The following is a 12,882-nucleotide window of genomic DNA, read 5'->3' on the forward strand; positions in this document are numbered from 1 at the left end:
CGCCCGATATCCACAACAACAAGGGGGTGGCTGCTGTTCCGCGCCACTCGATAGCCTGACACACGTGGTGCAGCGGGAGGGTTCGTTCTGGCGGTCGACGGTCCGTCGCGGCGAACGCGTGTGGGCCTGGGCGCAGGGCCTCGTCCCCGTGCAGGCGCTCATCCGGTACTTCTCGCTCCACGGGCCGATGCTCGCCGACAGCGTCACCTACCGCGCACTGTTCTCCGTGTTCGCGGGCGTCTTCCTCGGCTTCGCCGTCGCCGGGGTCTGGCTCGCAGGACGCCCCGACGCGATGGAGGCCCTCGTCAGGGCGATCGACGCCGTGATCCCGGGGCTCGTCGGCGAGGACGCGCTGATCAGCCCCGAGCAGCTCGTCCAGCCCGTGGCGCTCAGCGTCGCCGGGGTGATCGCCCTGGTCGGGCTCGTCGGAGCCGCGATCGGCGTCGTCGGGTCGCTGCGCGTCGCCTTCCGGGACCTCGCCGAGCAGCCCGACGATCCACGGTTCTTCGGGTGGCTGATGCTCCGCGACTTCGTGTTCGCGGTCGTCTTCGGTGCGGCGTTCGCCGTCTCGGCCGTGATCATGGTGGGCAGCACCGCCGCCCTCGGCACGGTCTTCGACTGGATCGGGGTCTCCACGAGATCGCCCTGGTTCGACGCGCTCACGCGCACGCTGTCGGTGGTCCTGGTCTTCGCGATCGATGCCGGCGCGATCGCCGGGATGTTCCGGCTCCTCTCCGGGATCCGGGTCCGGGCCCGCTCGCTCTGGCGGGGAGCCGTCATCGGCGGCATCGCACTCACCGGGCTGCAGGTGCTCTCCGGACTGTTCGTCGGGGGAGCGATGGCGAACCCGCTGCTCGCCTCGTTCGCCGCCCTCATCGCCCTGCTCATCTGGCTCAATCTCTCGAGTCAGGTCATCCTCATCGCCGGCGCCTACATCGTGGCCGACCATCGGGCGACGGCGGTGCGCGCCGGGGCCGATCCCGACGATCTCGGGTAGCACCCGACCGGCCCTCGGCCGATCGGGTGCTCGCACCGCGTCCGGCGGGGCTCAGAGCGGGATCTGCCGCCCCGGGGGCACGATCGCATCGGGCGACACGATCTCGACCTCCACCTCGTCGTCGTCCGCCTCGTCGACGTCGCGTTCGACCTCGTCGTCCGTCGCGCGCTCGTCGTCGGCACGCTTCGGCAGCTCCGCGTCGAGCGGCAGCTCGGAATCGGTGTACTCGCCCTCGGCGGCTTCGCCCGGGAGGATCGGATCCGACATGGCCTCTCCGTTCTCTCGTCCGGCCGCCGTGCGGCGGCCCTGATCCCACGCTAGGCCGGTCGACGCGATCGGCAAGGGGGTTGACCGCAGCGGCCGGCGCCGCCCGCGTCGACGTCTCGACGCCCGCGCGGGCGCCCGGGCAGAATGGGGCGCATGCCGACCGTCCTGCACCTCGTCCGCTCGATCGTCTCGCCGCTGACCCGCACGAGGGCCTTCCGCTGGGCGGCCCCGCGACTGCTGCCGCCGATCGAGCGGGCGATCGCCGCGCTGAGCGGCGGACGGGTGCAGCTCAGCGCCCTGCTGGTGCCTTCGCTCGTGCTGCACACCACGGGGGCGAAGTCCGGCGAACCGCGCGAGCGCACTCATGTACACCCCCGACGGCGCGGGCCGGGCGATCGTGGCCGGCACGAGCTTCGCGCGCGATCGGCACCCAGCATGGACGTACAACCTGCTCGCCCACCCCGACGCGTCGATCACGGTGCGCGGGCGCCCGATGCGCGTTCGGGCGAGCCTCATCGACGACGAGGGCCGAGACGCCGCCTGGGCGCGCATCGAGGCGCAGTGGCCCGGCTATCGAGCCTACGAACGCGAGTCCGGGCGGGTCGTGCGGCTGTTCCTCCTGCAGCCCGTGCCCGAACCTCGAAGCTGAGCGCGCCTCGAGATCCAGGCGTAGGCTCGGGGCATGTGCAGGAACATCCACACCCTCCACAATTTCGAGCCGGCCGCAACCGATGACGAGGTGCATGCCGCCGCGCTGCAGTTCGTGCGCAAGGTGAGCGGCTCGACGAAGCCGTCGAAGGCGAACGCCGAGGCCTTCGACCGGGCGGTCGCCGAGATCGCGCACATCACGCAGCACCTGCTCGACGAACTCGTCACGAACGCGCCGCCCAAGGACCGCGAGGTCGAAGCGGCCAAGGCGCGGGCGAGGGCCGCGGTCAGATACCAGCGCGTTCCGGCCTGAGCGCCGTGCACGTCCGGGCGCGGCGCGTGCCTGCTGCGCCGGCGGCGTCGACGGAGTAGCGTCGCAGCCATGGCCGGCGACGCGATCGAGCTCACTGTTCCAGGACCGCACGGCGCGCGGGCGGTGCGACTCTCGAGTCCGACGCGCGTGATCTGGCCCGAAGCGGGCGTCACCAAGCGCGAACTCGCCGAGTACCTCGTCGCCGTCGGGGCGGCGTTCATCGAGGCGAACGGCGACCGGCCCGTGTCGTTGCAGCGATTCCCCGGCGGCGTCGACGGCGAGCAGTTCTTCTCGAAGAACCCGCCGAAGGGGGCTCCCGAGTGGGTGCGGTCGGTGCCGGTCACCTACCCGAGCGGGCGCACCCATCCCCAGCTCGTGCTCGACGAGCCCGCTGCGGCCGTCTGGGCCGCGCAGATGAACACGATCGTCTTCCATCCCTGGGCGTCGCGCGCTGATCGCTCCGACCTCCCCGACGAGCTCCGGATCGACCTCGACCCGCAGCCGGGTACCGGGTTCGCCGAGGCCGTCCCCGTGGCGCTCGAACTGCGGGAGCTGCTCGGGGAGGTGGGCCTCACCGGCTTCGTCAAGAGCTCGGGCAGCCGGGGCATCCACGTCTTCGCACCGATCGATCCCGAGCACGAGTTCCTCGACGTCCGCCACGCGGTGATCGCCCTCGGCCGCGAGCTCGAACGCCGTCTGCCCGCCGCGGTGACGACGAACTGGTGGAAGGAGGAGCGCGGCGACCGCATCTTCATCGACTACAACCAGGCGAACCGCGATCGCACGATGGCCGGTGCCTACAGCCCGCGCCCGACGCCCGGGGCGACCGTCTCCTGCCCGCTCGAGTGGAGCGAGCTCGAGCGCACCGATCCGGCCGAGCACACGATCCGCACCGTGCCCGCCCGGCTCGCCGAACGCGGCGACCCGTGGGCGGGCATGCACGACCGCCCCGGTCGCATCGACGTGCTGCTCGAGTGGTGGCGGCGCGACCTCGACGACGGATTCGGCGAGCTGCCGTTCCCGCCCGACTTCCCCAAGATGCCGGGGGAGCCGACGCGCGTGCAGCCGAGTCGGGCGAAGAAGGCCGACGGCGACTCAGCCCGATGACGACGGGCCGTCGCCGAGGGCGGCGGCCGCTGCGTAGCCCGGGATCTCGAGCGCCGTCGTCCCCGGCGGGGTGCCGCGACGGACCTCGTCGAGCACGGTGGCGGCGGCGCCGAGCGCGGCGCGGAAGAGCAGCGATCCGGTGCTCACCCGGGCGACGCCGAGCTCACCGAGCTCGCGGACGGCACGGCCGGGTCGCGCGAGCACGTTGAGCGGGGCGGGGATGCCTCCGGCGAGGGCCGCGACGGTGCGGTCGTCGAGTGCGCCCGGCACGAACACGCCGGATGCGCCCGCATCGAGGTACCGTCGTGCCCGCTCGAGCGACACCGTCGTCCGCGCGGCGATCGCGTGAGGGTCGTCGGCCGGGGGAGGATCCGCCCAGAATGCGTCGGTGCGCGCGTTGAGGTACAGCTCGGGCGCGGCTGCGGCGACCGCGGCCAGCTTCGCGGCGAAGGCCGCGGCATCGACGAGGCGGCCGTCGGTGGCCGAGTCTTCGAGGTTGATGCCGACGACCCCATCGCGGGCGAGCTCGGCCGCGAGCTCGCCGACCGCGACCGGATCGTCGGAGAAGCCCGACTCGAGGTCGACCGTGACGGTGATCCCCGCCGCGGTGAGGCGGCGAGCGAGCGCGACCGTCGGAACACGTGCTGCGCCGGTCCCGTCCGCCATGCCCGCGGCGACCGCGACGCCGAGGCTCGTCGTGCCGACGACCTCGGCCCCCTGCTCGACGAGCCAGCGCGCCGAGGCCGCGTCCCACGCGTTCGGCAGGAGCAGCGGATCGCCGGCACGGTGCATGGCGCGGAATCGGGCCGCGGTCAGCACGCGGACTCCCGGAGCACGTCGACGACGGCGGCGGCGATCGCGATGGCGTGGCCCGACGCCGGACACCGGCGCGGGCCGGCGCCGAATGCGAGCGCGCGCGGCGGAGCGCCGCCGGTCGCCTCCCGGTCAGGACCGTCGAGTCGGAGCTCGACGAGGCGATCGGCGAGGCGATCGGCGGCGTCGGCGGGCTCGGTGGCCCGGGCACTCCCGGCGGCCGGAGCGACACGGCGGGTCGACCTCACGGGCGGCGCATCGCGGAGCACCGTCTCGATCAGCTGCCGGGTCGGTACGCCCGGCGAGCCGGCTGCCCGGCGCAGCACCTCGACGACGAGTCCGCCCGTCGCGGCGTGGGCCTGCACCAGCAGCTGGGCGTCGAGGACGGCGCTCGCGCGGCGATGCCCGGCCGCGTCGGGACCCAGCCGTCGCGCCGCCGCACGATCCACGGCGTCGGCGTCCGGATCGACGACGCCGGTCGCGTAGGGCGCCGCCAGTGCCGCCGCGTCGACCGGCGCGGAGACCGGATCGGGGGCGTCCAGCGCGGCGGCGAGCACCCGGACCGGAACCTGTCGCGCGGCCTCCGCGGGATCGACGTCCGCGGCGAGCAGCTCGCGGGTCGCGGCCGCGGCCGCGCGCCCGAGCGACGCGGGATCGAGCTCGGCGAGCCGGGACTCGAGCCGGGCCCGTCGCTCGTCGTGGGCCGGGCCGTTGACGAAGCGGGACGCTCCGCCGCGGAGGCGTCGGAAGGGGGAGGCGCCGGGCACGGCCTCGGGCACGAGCCAGGCGGGGTCGTCGAGGATCCGGGCGACGTCTGATCGATCGTGGATGACGGACATGCTCCGACGCTACGTCGCCGATGCTTCGTCGGGCGTCGAAGCATCCTCGTCGTATCGTGAAGGCATGGACGGTGACGCCGACATCTCGACCCCGGCCCGGTTGATGGGCGAACCGGCCCGCGCGGCGATGCTCGTGGCGCTCCTCGACGGCCGCACCCTGCCGGCGGGCGAGCTCGCGGCGATCGCGCGAGTGTCCGCGGCGACGGCGAGCGCCCATCTCGCGCGGCTCGTCGAGGGCGGACTGCTCCGGGCGAGGCCGCTCGGGCGGCACCGCTACTTCGAGCTCGCCGGGCCCGAGGTCGCCGATGCGGTCGAATCGCTGCAGCGGCTCGGTCCGCGTCCGCCGGTCACCTCGTACGCCCAGTCCGCGACGGCCAGGCGGCTCGCCGAGGCGCGATCGTGCTACGACCACCTGGCCGGCCGATACGCGCTCGAACTCGCCGACCGTCTCGTCGCGGAACGGACGATCGCACCGCTCGAGGCCGGCGCGCCCGGTGCGATCCTCTCGACCGACGGCCCGCTCGCCCGGCGGTTGCGCCTCCACGAGGCGCCGACGCCCGGCCGTCGCCCCGCCGTGCGCGGCTGTCTCGACTGGACCGAACGGCGACCCCATCTCGCCGGCGCCCTCGGGGCGCATGTGCTGGCCGTGCTGCTCGGCGAGGGATGGGTCGCGCGAGTGCCCGGCGATCGATCGCTCCGCGTCGGCGACGAGCTGCGCGCGGCGCTCGGCGGCTGAGGGGGCACTCCGCCCCGGCCGGCCGGACGCGGGACCGGCGTCGGGTCAGGCCTCGATGTCTCGCTGGACGCGCGGTGGTCGCGGCGCACCGTGCACCTCGCGGTGCAGCCGCTCCATGCGGGCATCGAGCTCGGCCGCGGTGTGCGCCGCGTCCGTGAGCCCGTCGAGGAGCTCCTGCGGCACCTGACGGTGGTACTTGTAGTAGATCTTGTGCTCGAGGCTCGCCCAGAAATCCATCGCGATCGTGCGGATCTGCACCTCGACCGCGACGGGGTGCGGCCCCGTCGAGAGGAACACCGGCACCTCGACGATCACGTGGAGGCTCTGGTAGCCGTTCGGCTTCGGCTCCTTGATGTAGTCCTTCACCTTCAGCACGCGGATGTCGCGCTGCGCGGTGAGCAGCTCGAAGATGCGGTACGCGTCCGAGACGAAGCTGCAGGTCACCCGCACCCCGGCGATGTCGGTCACCGTCTCCCGGATCGTGTCGAAGCTCGGCTCGACGCCCTTCCTGGCCATCTTCTCGATCACGCTGTCGAGGCTCTTGAGCCGGCTCGAGATGTGCTCGATCGGGTTGTAGTCGTGCGTCTGGTTGAACTCCTCGCGCAGGATGGAGAGCTTCGTGATCACCTCGTCCATGCCGAACTTGTAGCGCAGCATGAAGCGCTCGGTCTCATCGCGGAGTGCGCGCATCTCGTCCAGTGTCTGGCCGTCGATCGTCTCGAGCGTGCGCTGCGCGCGAGCGGTCAGCATGGTGGGGGTGTCGGGATGCCTCGTGGGACGAGTGCCGTCGAGCGGAGTCACATGCCTCACCGTAGGCGGCGAATCTCTGCGTTCGCTTTGATTCGCGGCCGCGTTCGCCCCGAGCGGAGCCGGCTGCCGATCAGCCCACGGCGTCGACGTACCTCCAGCCGCCCGTGCCCCGGTCGAAGCGGCTCACCTCGTGCTGCTCGCCGCGCTCGCCGTCGTGGCGGTAGAACGCCGCGAACTCGACGATGCCGTCGCCATCGAGCGGCCCGCCGCGCTCGGTGCGCACGACGTCGAGTCGGAGCCAGCGGATCGACGGGTCGAGGTCGAGCTCCGACGGTCGCGTCGACGGATGCCACGTGGCGAGCAGGTACTCGGCGTCGCCCGTGACGAAGGCGGTGTACCGCGAGCGCATCAGTTGCACCGCCGTCGGGGCCGGCGACTCGCCCGACAGGTGACGACGGCAGCATTCGCCGAAGGTCAGGCCGCTGAGGCAGGGGCAGCGGTCGCCCGGATCGGGGGAGGGGAAACGAGCGGGAGGCGCCTCAGGCATCCACCCAGTATCGCGCTCGCCGGCGGCGCGCTCGCCGCGTTCCACCCATGAAGCGCACAGGTGGAAATGAGGATCTGTTCAGATTCGGCAGGCAGAGTGGCTGACTTGTGCCGTGCTCGGGGCCGTCCCCCAAGACCGAAAGCCAGATGCCGAGCAGCTTCAGACCCTTATGCGAAACCAGACTCCCCCCACTTCAGAGACCACCGCCACCGAACTCACCGAGCACGCCCGCCGTGCGAACCGTCGTCGCCGCGTCTCCCGCCGCCGGCTCCTCGCCGCCGGCGCCGTCACCGGCATCGCCCTGATCGTCGGCACCGGATTCACCGTCCAGTCCGCCGTCGCGACGCAGGCGAGCATCGACGCGACGACGGCCCTCACCGAGGGCAGCGGAGTGCACTCCGAGCAGCTCGGCGCCTACAGCGCGATCGCCGAGGCGCGCACCCGTGCCAACGCGGAGGACACCATCTCCGCGGCCAACGCGACGCTCGCCGCCGTCGACGGCAAGGCCGACACCGCCGGCCTCGCCGCCTCGGTGGCCTCGCTCGGCGACTACGAGCTGCTCGGCGTCGACGAGATCGTCGACCTCGCCAAGCAGACCCGCGCGGAAGCCGCGAAGGCCACCGCCGCGGCCGCCGAGTACGACCGCATCCAGGCCGTGAAGGCGAAGGAGGCCGCCGAGGCCCTCGCCCGTGCCAACACGCCCGACGGCGCGAAGGCCACCGCACGCGAGATGGCCGCGAGCAAGTACGGCTGGGGTGAGGGAGAGTTCCAGTGCCTCGTGCAGCTGTGGCAGAAGGAGTCGGGCTGGTCGTACACCGCCTACAACGCGTCGAGCGGCGCGACCGGCATCCCGCAGTCCCTGCCCGGCAGCAAGATGGCGACCGCCGGTGCCGACTGGCAGACCAATGCCGCGACCCAGATCGAGTGGGGCCTCGACTACATCGCGCGGGGCTACGGCAGCCCGTGCGGCGCGTGGGGCCACTCCCAGTCGGTCAACTGGTACTGAGCCGCCGAACCCGTCTCCTCCGCGAGCCCGACGCCCGAGCGTCGGGCTCGCGTCGTCTTCGGGCGGGCTGCAGCTCGTGGCGCGGGCTCACTCGAGCCGCGGGTCGAGCAGCGCCCGCCGATCCGGGTGGCGGTCGAACCACTCGCCGACGTACCAGCAGCTGGGCACGATGTGCCGATCGGAGTTCGCCTCGACGTCGTCGACCGCGAACCGCACGACCTCGGCCGCGAGCCCGCCGCCGCGGTAGCTCGGGTTCGTGAACGTGCGGGTGAAGGCGACGGCGTCGCCGAGCACGCGGTAGTCGAGCACGCTCGCGATCGTGCCGTCGATGCGGAGCACGTAGCGTCGGGCGTCGGGTTCGTGGCTGAGTTCCTGCTGCACGACCTCAGGCTACGCCCGACGGGCGGACCGGTCGCCGCGGTTCACGGCCTCGGCGTTCGACCGACGTCTCACCGACCGCGCAGACGCTCGATGTCACGCCGCTCGCGCTTGGTGGGCCGGCCTGCGCCGCGATCGCGCACGACGACCGCGGCGACCTCCTCGCGCGGGGGCGGGGCCGGGGTCCGGTCCTCCGCGGCCTCGGCGGCCAGCGTCGCCGAGACGCGCTTGGCGATCGTTCGCCGCACCACCAGTTGCTGGTCGAACCCCGAGATGCGCACGCGGACCTCGTCGCCGGGTCGTACCGGTTGCGCCGCCTTCACGCGCTCGCCGTTGACGCGCACATGCCCGGCGCGGCATGCCGCAGTCGCGGCGGACCGGGTCTTGAAGCGCCGGACCGCCCACAGCCATGCGTCGATCCGCACCGGGGCCTGCTCGTCCATGCGGCAAGCCTACGACCGTGCGGGCCGACGCCGTCGTGTGCGTCATGCTGGAGTCATGGTCGGTGCGAACGGTGACGCCTGGGTCGAAGGCCCCGGCGGGGAGCGGTACTGGGGTCGATTCGGTGCGGCGGGGCTGCTCGCCATCAGCCCGGCCGCAGAGGTTCTGCTGCAGCATCGCGCCGTGTGGAGCCACTTCGGCGGCACCTGGGGCCTCCCGGGCGGCGCGCGGCACGAGGGGGAGTCGGCGGTCGACGCGGCCGTGCGGGAGGCGGGCGAGGAGGCGGGCGTGCCGCCCGAGTCGCTCGCAGTGCGCTTCACGAGCGTGCTCGACCTCGGCTACTGGTCGTACACGACGGTCGTCGCCGACGCGCTCGTCCGATTCGAGCCCGTGGTGAGCGACCCCGAGAGCATCGAACTGCGCTGGGTGCCCGTCGGCGAGGTCGAGCGGATGCCGCTGCACCCGAGATTCGCCGAGTCCTGGCCCCGACTGGCCGAGCGGCTGCGACCGCGAGGCATCCCGACCGACGGATAGGATCGGGAGCGTGGCTGGGGAGCGCGCTGGGGGCGGCGGTTCGGAGATCTGGACGATTCCGAACATCCTCAGCATGCTCCGGCTGGCGCTCGTGCCCGTCTTCCTCGTGCTCATCGTCGCGGGCGACTACGTGTCCGCGCTCGGCGTGCTCATCGTGGCGAGCCTCACCGACCTGCTCGACGGCTACCTCGCGAGGCGGCTCGACCAGATCACGCGACTCGGGCAGCTCCTCGACCCCGCGGCGGATCGGCTCTACATCTTCGCCGCACTCGTCGGGCTCGCCGCCCAGCAGCTCGTCCCGTGGTGGATCGTCGTGGTCATCGTCGCGCGCGACGTGTACCTTCTGGCGCTCGGCGTCGTGCTCGCGAACCACGGGTTCGGCCCGCTTCCGGTGCACCAGCTCGGCAAGGTCGCCACCTTCGCGCTCTTCTTCGGGCTGCCCGTGATCATGCTGGGGCTCGCGTTCCCGGCCGTCGCCCCGGTGAGCGAGCCGGTGGGCTGGGCGATCACGCTGTGGGGCGCGTTCCTCTACTGGTGGGCGGGCGTCATCTACGCCATCGAGACGGCCCGGGTGATTCGTATGCCGCGGGTGGCAGGCGACGCGCGATCCGATACGCTTGAAGAGGGAGGTTAGCCGTGGTTGATTCCGACAACACTCAGGCCGACGGGGCGAGCGAGGTGCCCGAAGAGGCGCACACGTCGTCGCAACCGGTCGTCGACGGCGTCGGCGACGCGACCATCGGGTTCAGCCGCGAGGCGGCTGCGCAGCTCGGCGCGATCGACGCCGACATCACGGCCGAGGAGCACGAGGCGATCGCCGCGTTGCCCTCGGGTTCCGCCCTGCTGATCGTCCGCCGCGGGCCGAACACGGGCGCCCGGTTCCTCCTCGACACCGACGTCACGGTCGTCGGGCGGCACCCCGACGCCGAGATCTTCCTCGACGACGTCACCGTGTCGCGCAAGCACGCCGAGTTCGTGCGTCATCGCACCGCGTTCGAGGTCAAGGACCTGAGCTCGCTCAACGGCACCTACTTCGACGGGGTCCGCATCGAGACGGCGCTCCTGTCCGACGGCGCCGAGGTGCAGATCGGCAAGTTCCGGCTCACCTTCTACGCCTCACGACGCGACCTGGCTCCGGTGGCGAGCGACTAGTGGCGAGCACCGCTGCGTCGTCGCGCGCGAGCGGCCAGACACCACTTCTCGGCATCGGTCAGGTCCTCGCCAGACTTCAGCCCGAGTTCCCCGAGCTGACGCCGTCGAAGCTGCGGTTCCTCGAAGAGCAGCGGCTCGTGGCCCCGGCACGCACGGCGGCGGGGTACCGCAAGTTCTCGCCCGCCGACGTCGAGCGCATCACGGTCGTGCTCTCGATGCAGCGCGACCACTACCTCCCGCTCAAGGTGATCCGCACCCACCTCGAGGCGATCGACGCGGGCGAGACGCCGGCGCTGCCCGGGGCCACGAGGGCGAGTGCCTTCCTCGGTGCTGCGAAGCGGTACGGGCGCGCCGAGCTCGTCGCCGAGGCGGGGGCGACGGCGAGCCTGCTCGACGACGCGGTCTCCGCTTCCCTGCTGCCCGCAGCCGACCATTACGGCGACGAGGCGCTCGGCGTGCTGAGGTCGCTCGTGGCGCTGCGCGCAGTGGGCATCGAACCCCGGCACCTGCGCGGACTCCGCGCCGCAGCCGAGCGCGAGGCGGCGCTCGTCGAGCGCGCGATCGCGCCGTCGCGGCGCGCCGACGCCGCCGACAAGGCCCGAGCCGCCGAGCGCGGGCGCGAACTCGCCGGTCACCTCGCGGCGGTGCACTCGAGCGTCGTCCGCGCGACGCTCGACCGGCTCGGTCGCTGATCGCGCGACACGCCGTGCCGATCGGCCCGATATGTTTGGCGGACGCCCTCGGCGTCGGTAGCGTGGAACTCGCGTCGTCGGGGTGACGGAGCAGAAGAGGGGCGATTCGATGAGTGAGACCGTGCGCTCGCGTTACGACCTCGGCCTGCTGTTCACCGACGGGATGCCCGAGCACGACGACGGCACCGGCTACCGCGGCGCGGTCGCCGCGCGCGCGGCCGGCATCAGCTACCGCCAGCTCGACTACTGGGCGCGAACCCAGCTCGTCGAGCCCACCGTCCGCGGCGCAGCGGGCTCGGGTTCGCAGCGGCTCTACGGCTTCCGCGACATCCTCGTCCTGAAGCTCGTCAAGCGGCTGCTCGACACCGGCATCTCGCTCCAGCAGATCCGCACGGCGGTGACCCAGCTCCGTGAGGCCGGCGTGGAGGACCTCGCCCAGACCACCCTCATGAGCGACGGAGCGAGCGTCTACCTCTGCACGTCCGACGACGAGGTCATCGACCTCGTGAACCGAGGCCAGGGCGTCTTCGGCATCGCCGTCGGCAAGGTGCTGCGCGAGGTCGAGTCGACGCTGGTCGAGCTCGACACGCAGCCGGCCGACCCGATGGACGAGCTGGCCGCACGTCGCGGCGCGAAGTCGCGCAAGATCTCCTGACCGGCCTCCGGCCCGGCTCGATCGTCACACGGCGTCACATTCGACGGCCGATCCTCCGGCCCGTTCCGACGCCGATTCCGGCTGCCGCGGAACGGCAGCCTGATGCTCAGATCGCGTGCGACTCGATCTCGGCGGGCAGCCCGGCGTAGTCGCCGATGCGCGCCGTGCGGAGCACCCGGTCGAGCAGCTGGTCGAAGTTCGCCGACATCTCCTCGGCGCTCTCGCCGGGCCACATGTGGAGCGGCTTCGCGGCGCCCTGCGCCTGCTGCAGCGAGGTGCGCTCGGGCAGCTGGGGCGAGAGCACCAGCGGGCCGAACATGTCGCGCAGCTCCTTGATGCGGAACTGGTGCTCGAGCGACTGCACGCGTGCGCGGTTCACGATGATGCCGAGTGGCTGGAGCCTGGGGGAGAGGCCGCGGCGGATCTCTTCGATGGCGCGCAGCGCCCGGTCGGCCGCGGCCACCGAGAACAGGCCGGGCTCGGTGACGACGGCCACGCGGTCGCTCGCGGCCCACGCGGTGCGGGTGAGGGCGTTGAGCGAGGGGGCGCAGTCGATGAGCACGAGCTCGTAGTCGGCCTCGACGTTGGCGAGCGCCTCCTCGAGCTTCCAGATGTCGCGGATCGACGGGTGCGGCCCGTCGAAGTTGATGGCCGAGGGGCTGCCGATCATGACGTCGATGGTCGACTGCGGGTTCTGCCGCGACCACCCGCTCGGGGCGATCGCCGAGCGCACGATCTTCTCCTTCGGCGAGGCGAGCACGTCGGCGACGTTGAGGTGGCCCGCCACCTGGATGTCCATGCCGGTGGAGACATCGGACTGCGGATCGAGGTCGACGACCAGGGTCCGGACGCCGCGGGCGAAGGCCGCCGACGCGAGTCCGAGCGTGACGGTGGTCTTGCCTACGCCGCCTTTCAGGGAGCTGACGGAGAGAACGTGCACGACCGATACGTTACCTTTAGTGCTCGGGCGATACCTAAACGTTCGCTGTGCGGATTCCGTTCGGAAA

The 12,882-nt window shown here is 72.4% G+C and carries 19 protein-coding genes; 11 read left to right on the forward strand and 8 right to left on the reverse strand.

Annotated features, from left to right (window positions below):
* Positions 1-64: 64 nt before the first annotated feature.
* Positions 65-997 carry a YihY/virulence factor BrkB family protein gene (locus ACFVTH_RS13930; protein ID WP_387091989.1) on the forward strand — a complete coding sequence of 311 codons (933 nt, stop codon included), beginning with the start codon at positions 65-67 and terminating at the stop codon, positions 995-997.
* Between the two features lie 51 nt (positions 998-1,048).
* Here the strand turns inward: ACFVTH_RS13930 and ACFVTH_RS13935 are convergent, their stop codons facing one another.
* On the reverse strand, positions 1,049-1,264 hold the full coding sequence (locus tag ACFVTH_RS13935; protein WP_387091992.1) for a hypothetical protein: 216 nt from the start codon (positions 1,262-1,264) through the stop codon (positions 1,049-1,051).
* Positions 1,265-1,628: 364 nt separating this feature from the next.
* On the opposite strand from ACFVTH_RS13935, the gene ACFVTH_RS13940 reads away from it, so the two are divergent.
* The 3 genes from ACFVTH_RS13940 (at position 1,629) to ligD (ending at position 3,332) form a co-directional block, all read left to right on the forward strand.
* The gene (locus ACFVTH_RS13940; RefSeq protein WP_387091996.1) at positions 1,629-1,913 is read left to right on the forward strand and encodes a nitroreductase family deazaflavin-dependent oxidoreductase; all 285 of its coding nucleotides are present in this window, start codon (positions 1,629-1,631) and stop codon (positions 1,911-1,913) included.
* Between the two features lie 33 nt (positions 1,914-1,946).
* Positions 1,947-2,225, forward strand: a complete 279-nt coding sequence (locus ACFVTH_RS13945; protein ID WP_386941586.1) for a DUF2277 domain-containing protein — start codon at positions 1,947-1,949, stop codon at positions 2,223-2,225.
* 69 nt (positions 2,226-2,294) lie between these two features.
* On the forward strand, positions 2,295-3,332 hold the full coding sequence (ligD, locus tag ACFVTH_RS13950; protein ID WP_387091999.1) for a non-homologous end-joining DNA ligase: 1,038 nt from the start codon (positions 2,295-2,297) through the stop codon (positions 3,330-3,332).
* Here ligD and ACFVTH_RS13955 read toward each other — a convergent pair.
* Both ACFVTH_RS13955 and ACFVTH_RS13960 read right to left on the reverse strand, forming a co-directional pair.
* Positions 3,321-4,151, reverse strand: coding sequence for an isocitrate lyase/phosphoenolpyruvate mutase family protein (locus ACFVTH_RS13955; protein ID WP_387092003.1), 831 nt, complete (start codon positions 4,149-4,151; stop codon positions 3,321-3,323). The genes ligD and ACFVTH_RS13955 overlap by 12 nt on opposite strands.
* Positions 4,145-4,984 (reverse strand): hypothetical protein, encoded by an 840-nt coding sequence (locus ACFVTH_RS13960; protein ID WP_387092005.1) that lies wholly within the window; start codon positions 4,982-4,984, stop codon positions 4,145-4,147. The genes ACFVTH_RS13955 and ACFVTH_RS13960 overlap by 7 nt, the downstream gene beginning before the upstream one ends.
* A 64-nt stretch (positions 4,985-5,048) precedes the next feature.
* On the opposite strand from ACFVTH_RS13960, the gene ACFVTH_RS13965 reads away from it, so the two are divergent.
* Complete coding sequence (locus ACFVTH_RS13965) at positions 5,049-5,720, forward strand: ArsR/SmtB family transcription factor (protein ID WP_387092007.1); 672 nt, start codon at positions 5,049-5,051, stop codon at positions 5,718-5,720.
* 45 nt (positions 5,721-5,765) lie between these two features.
* On the opposite strand, the gene ACFVTH_RS13970 is transcribed toward ACFVTH_RS13965, so the two are convergent.
* Both ACFVTH_RS13970 and ACFVTH_RS13975 read right to left on the reverse strand, forming a co-directional pair.
* Positions 5,766-6,470 (reverse strand): GTP pyrophosphokinase family protein, encoded by a 705-nt coding sequence (locus tag ACFVTH_RS13970; protein ID WP_387092010.1) that lies wholly within the window; start codon positions 6,468-6,470, stop codon positions 5,766-5,768.
* Positions 6,471-6,600: 130 nt separating this feature from the next.
* Complete coding sequence (locus ACFVTH_RS13975; protein WP_387092013.1) at positions 6,601-7,017, reverse strand: YchJ family protein; 417 nt, start codon at positions 7,015-7,017, stop codon at positions 6,601-6,603.
* Positions 7,018-7,186: 169 nt separating this feature from the next.
* On the opposite strand from ACFVTH_RS13975, the gene ACFVTH_RS13980 reads away from it, so the two are divergent.
* A complete protein-coding gene (locus ACFVTH_RS13980; protein WP_387092015.1) occupies positions 7,187-8,023 on the forward strand; it encodes a hypothetical protein in 837 nt (278 codons plus the stop codon).
* A gap of 87 nt (positions 8,024-8,110) precedes the next feature.
* Here ACFVTH_RS13980 and ACFVTH_RS13985 read toward each other — a convergent pair whose 3' ends face one another.
* Positions 8,111-8,404 (reverse strand): GNAT family N-acetyltransferase, encoded by a 294-nt coding sequence (locus tag ACFVTH_RS13985; RefSeq protein WP_387092018.1) that lies wholly within the window; start codon positions 8,402-8,404, stop codon positions 8,111-8,113.
* 68 nt (positions 8,405-8,472) lie between these two features.
* On the reverse strand, positions 8,473-8,844 hold the full coding sequence (locus ACFVTH_RS13990) for an RNA-binding S4 domain-containing protein (RefSeq protein WP_387092021.1): 372 nt from the start codon (positions 8,842-8,844) through the stop codon (positions 8,473-8,475).
* 55 nt (positions 8,845-8,899) lie between these two features.
* Between ACFVTH_RS13990 and ACFVTH_RS13995 the strand changes: the two genes are divergently transcribed.
* The 5 genes from ACFVTH_RS13995 to ACFVTH_RS14015 all read left to right on the forward strand — a co-directional run bounded on the left by ACFVTH_RS13995 (position 8,900) and on the right by ACFVTH_RS14015 (position 11,875).
* The gene (locus tag ACFVTH_RS13995; RefSeq protein ID WP_387092023.1) at positions 8,900-9,376 is read left to right on the forward strand and encodes an NUDIX domain-containing protein; all 477 of its coding nucleotides are present in this window, start codon (positions 8,900-8,902) and stop codon (positions 9,374-9,376) included.
* Between the two features lie 10 nt (positions 9,377-9,386).
* Positions 9,387-10,010 (forward strand): CDP-alcohol phosphatidyltransferase family protein, encoded by a 624-nt coding sequence (locus ACFVTH_RS14000; protein ID WP_387092025.1) that lies wholly within the window; start codon positions 9,387-9,389, stop codon positions 10,008-10,010.
* Positions 10,011-10,012: 2 nt separating this feature from the next.
* Positions 10,013-10,528, forward strand: a complete 516-nt coding sequence (locus ACFVTH_RS14005) for an FHA domain-containing protein (RefSeq protein WP_387092027.1) — start codon at positions 10,013-10,015, stop codon at positions 10,526-10,528.
* Positions 10,528-11,220: a MerR family transcriptional regulator gene (locus ACFVTH_RS14010; protein ID WP_387092029.1), complete on the forward strand. Its 693-nt coding sequence runs from the start codon at positions 10,528-10,530 to the stop codon at positions 11,218-11,220. The genes ACFVTH_RS14005 and ACFVTH_RS14010 overlap by 1 nt, the downstream gene beginning before the upstream one ends.
* Positions 11,221-11,329: 109 nt before the next feature.
* The gene (locus ACFVTH_RS14015; RefSeq protein WP_157424316.1) at positions 11,330-11,875 is read left to right on the forward strand and encodes a MerR family transcriptional regulator; all 546 of its coding nucleotides are present in this window, start codon (positions 11,330-11,332) and stop codon (positions 11,873-11,875) included.
* Positions 11,876-11,981: 106 nt separating this feature from the next.
* Here the strand turns inward: ACFVTH_RS14015 and ACFVTH_RS14020 are convergent, their stop codons facing one another.
* On the reverse strand, positions 11,982-12,815 hold the full coding sequence (locus tag ACFVTH_RS14020; protein WP_386902045.1) for a ParA family protein: 834 nt from the start codon (positions 12,813-12,815) through the stop codon (positions 11,982-11,984).
* Positions 12,816-12,882 lie beyond the last annotated feature (67 nt).

It is taken from the genome of Agromyces sp. NPDC058104, assembly GCF_042884835.1.
In the GTDB taxonomy this organism is placed as follows: Bacteria; Actinomycetota; Actinomycetes; order Actinomycetales; family Microbacteriaceae; genus Agromyces.

Excerpts from the sequence above, each read along its gene's own strand:
- ACFVTH_RS13935 (WP_387091992.1), bottom strand. The coding sequence starts at position 1,264 with ATGTCGGATCCGATCCTCCCGGGCGAAGCCGCCGAGGGCGAGTACACC.
- ACFVTH_RS13940 (WP_387091996.1), top strand. The coding sequence starts at position 1,629 with ATGTACACCCCCGACGGCGCGGGCCGGGCGATCGTGGCCGGCACGAGC.
- ACFVTH_RS13945 (WP_386941586.1), top strand. The coding sequence starts at position 1,947 with ATGTGCAGGAACATCCACACCCTCCACAATTTCGAGCCGGCCGCAACC.
- ligD (WP_387091999.1), top strand. The coding sequence starts at position 2,295 with ATGGCCGGCGACGCGATCGAGCTCACTGTTCCAGGACCGCACGGCGCG.
- ACFVTH_RS13960 (WP_387092005.1), bottom strand. The coding sequence starts at position 4,984 with ATGTCCGTCATCCACGATCGATCAGACGTCGCCCGGATCCTCGACGAC.
- ACFVTH_RS13965 (WP_387092007.1), top strand. The coding sequence starts at position 5,049 with ATGGACGGTGACGCCGACATCTCGACCCCGGCCCGGTTGATGGGCGAA.
- ACFVTH_RS13970 (WP_387092010.1), bottom strand. The coding sequence starts at position 6,470 with ATGCTGACCGCTCGCGCGCAGCGCACGCTCGAGACGATCGACGGCCAG.
- ACFVTH_RS13975 (WP_387092013.1), bottom strand. The coding sequence starts at position 7,017 with ATGCCTGAGGCGCCTCCCGCTCGTTTCCCCTCCCCCGATCCGGGCGAC.
- ACFVTH_RS13980 (WP_387092015.1), top strand. The coding sequence starts at position 7,187 with ATGCGAAACCAGACTCCCCCCACTTCAGAGACCACCGCCACCGAACTC.
- ACFVTH_RS13990 (WP_387092021.1), bottom strand. The coding sequence starts at position 8,844 with ATGGACGAGCAGGCCCCGGTGCGGATCGACGCATGGCTGTGGGCGGTC.
- ACFVTH_RS13995 (WP_387092023.1), top strand. The coding sequence starts at position 8,900 with ATGGTCGGTGCGAACGGTGACGCCTGGGTCGAAGGCCCCGGCGGGGAG.
- ACFVTH_RS14015 (WP_157424316.1), top strand. The coding sequence starts at position 11,330 with ATGAGTGAGACCGTGCGCTCGCGTTACGACCTCGGCCTGCTGTTCACC.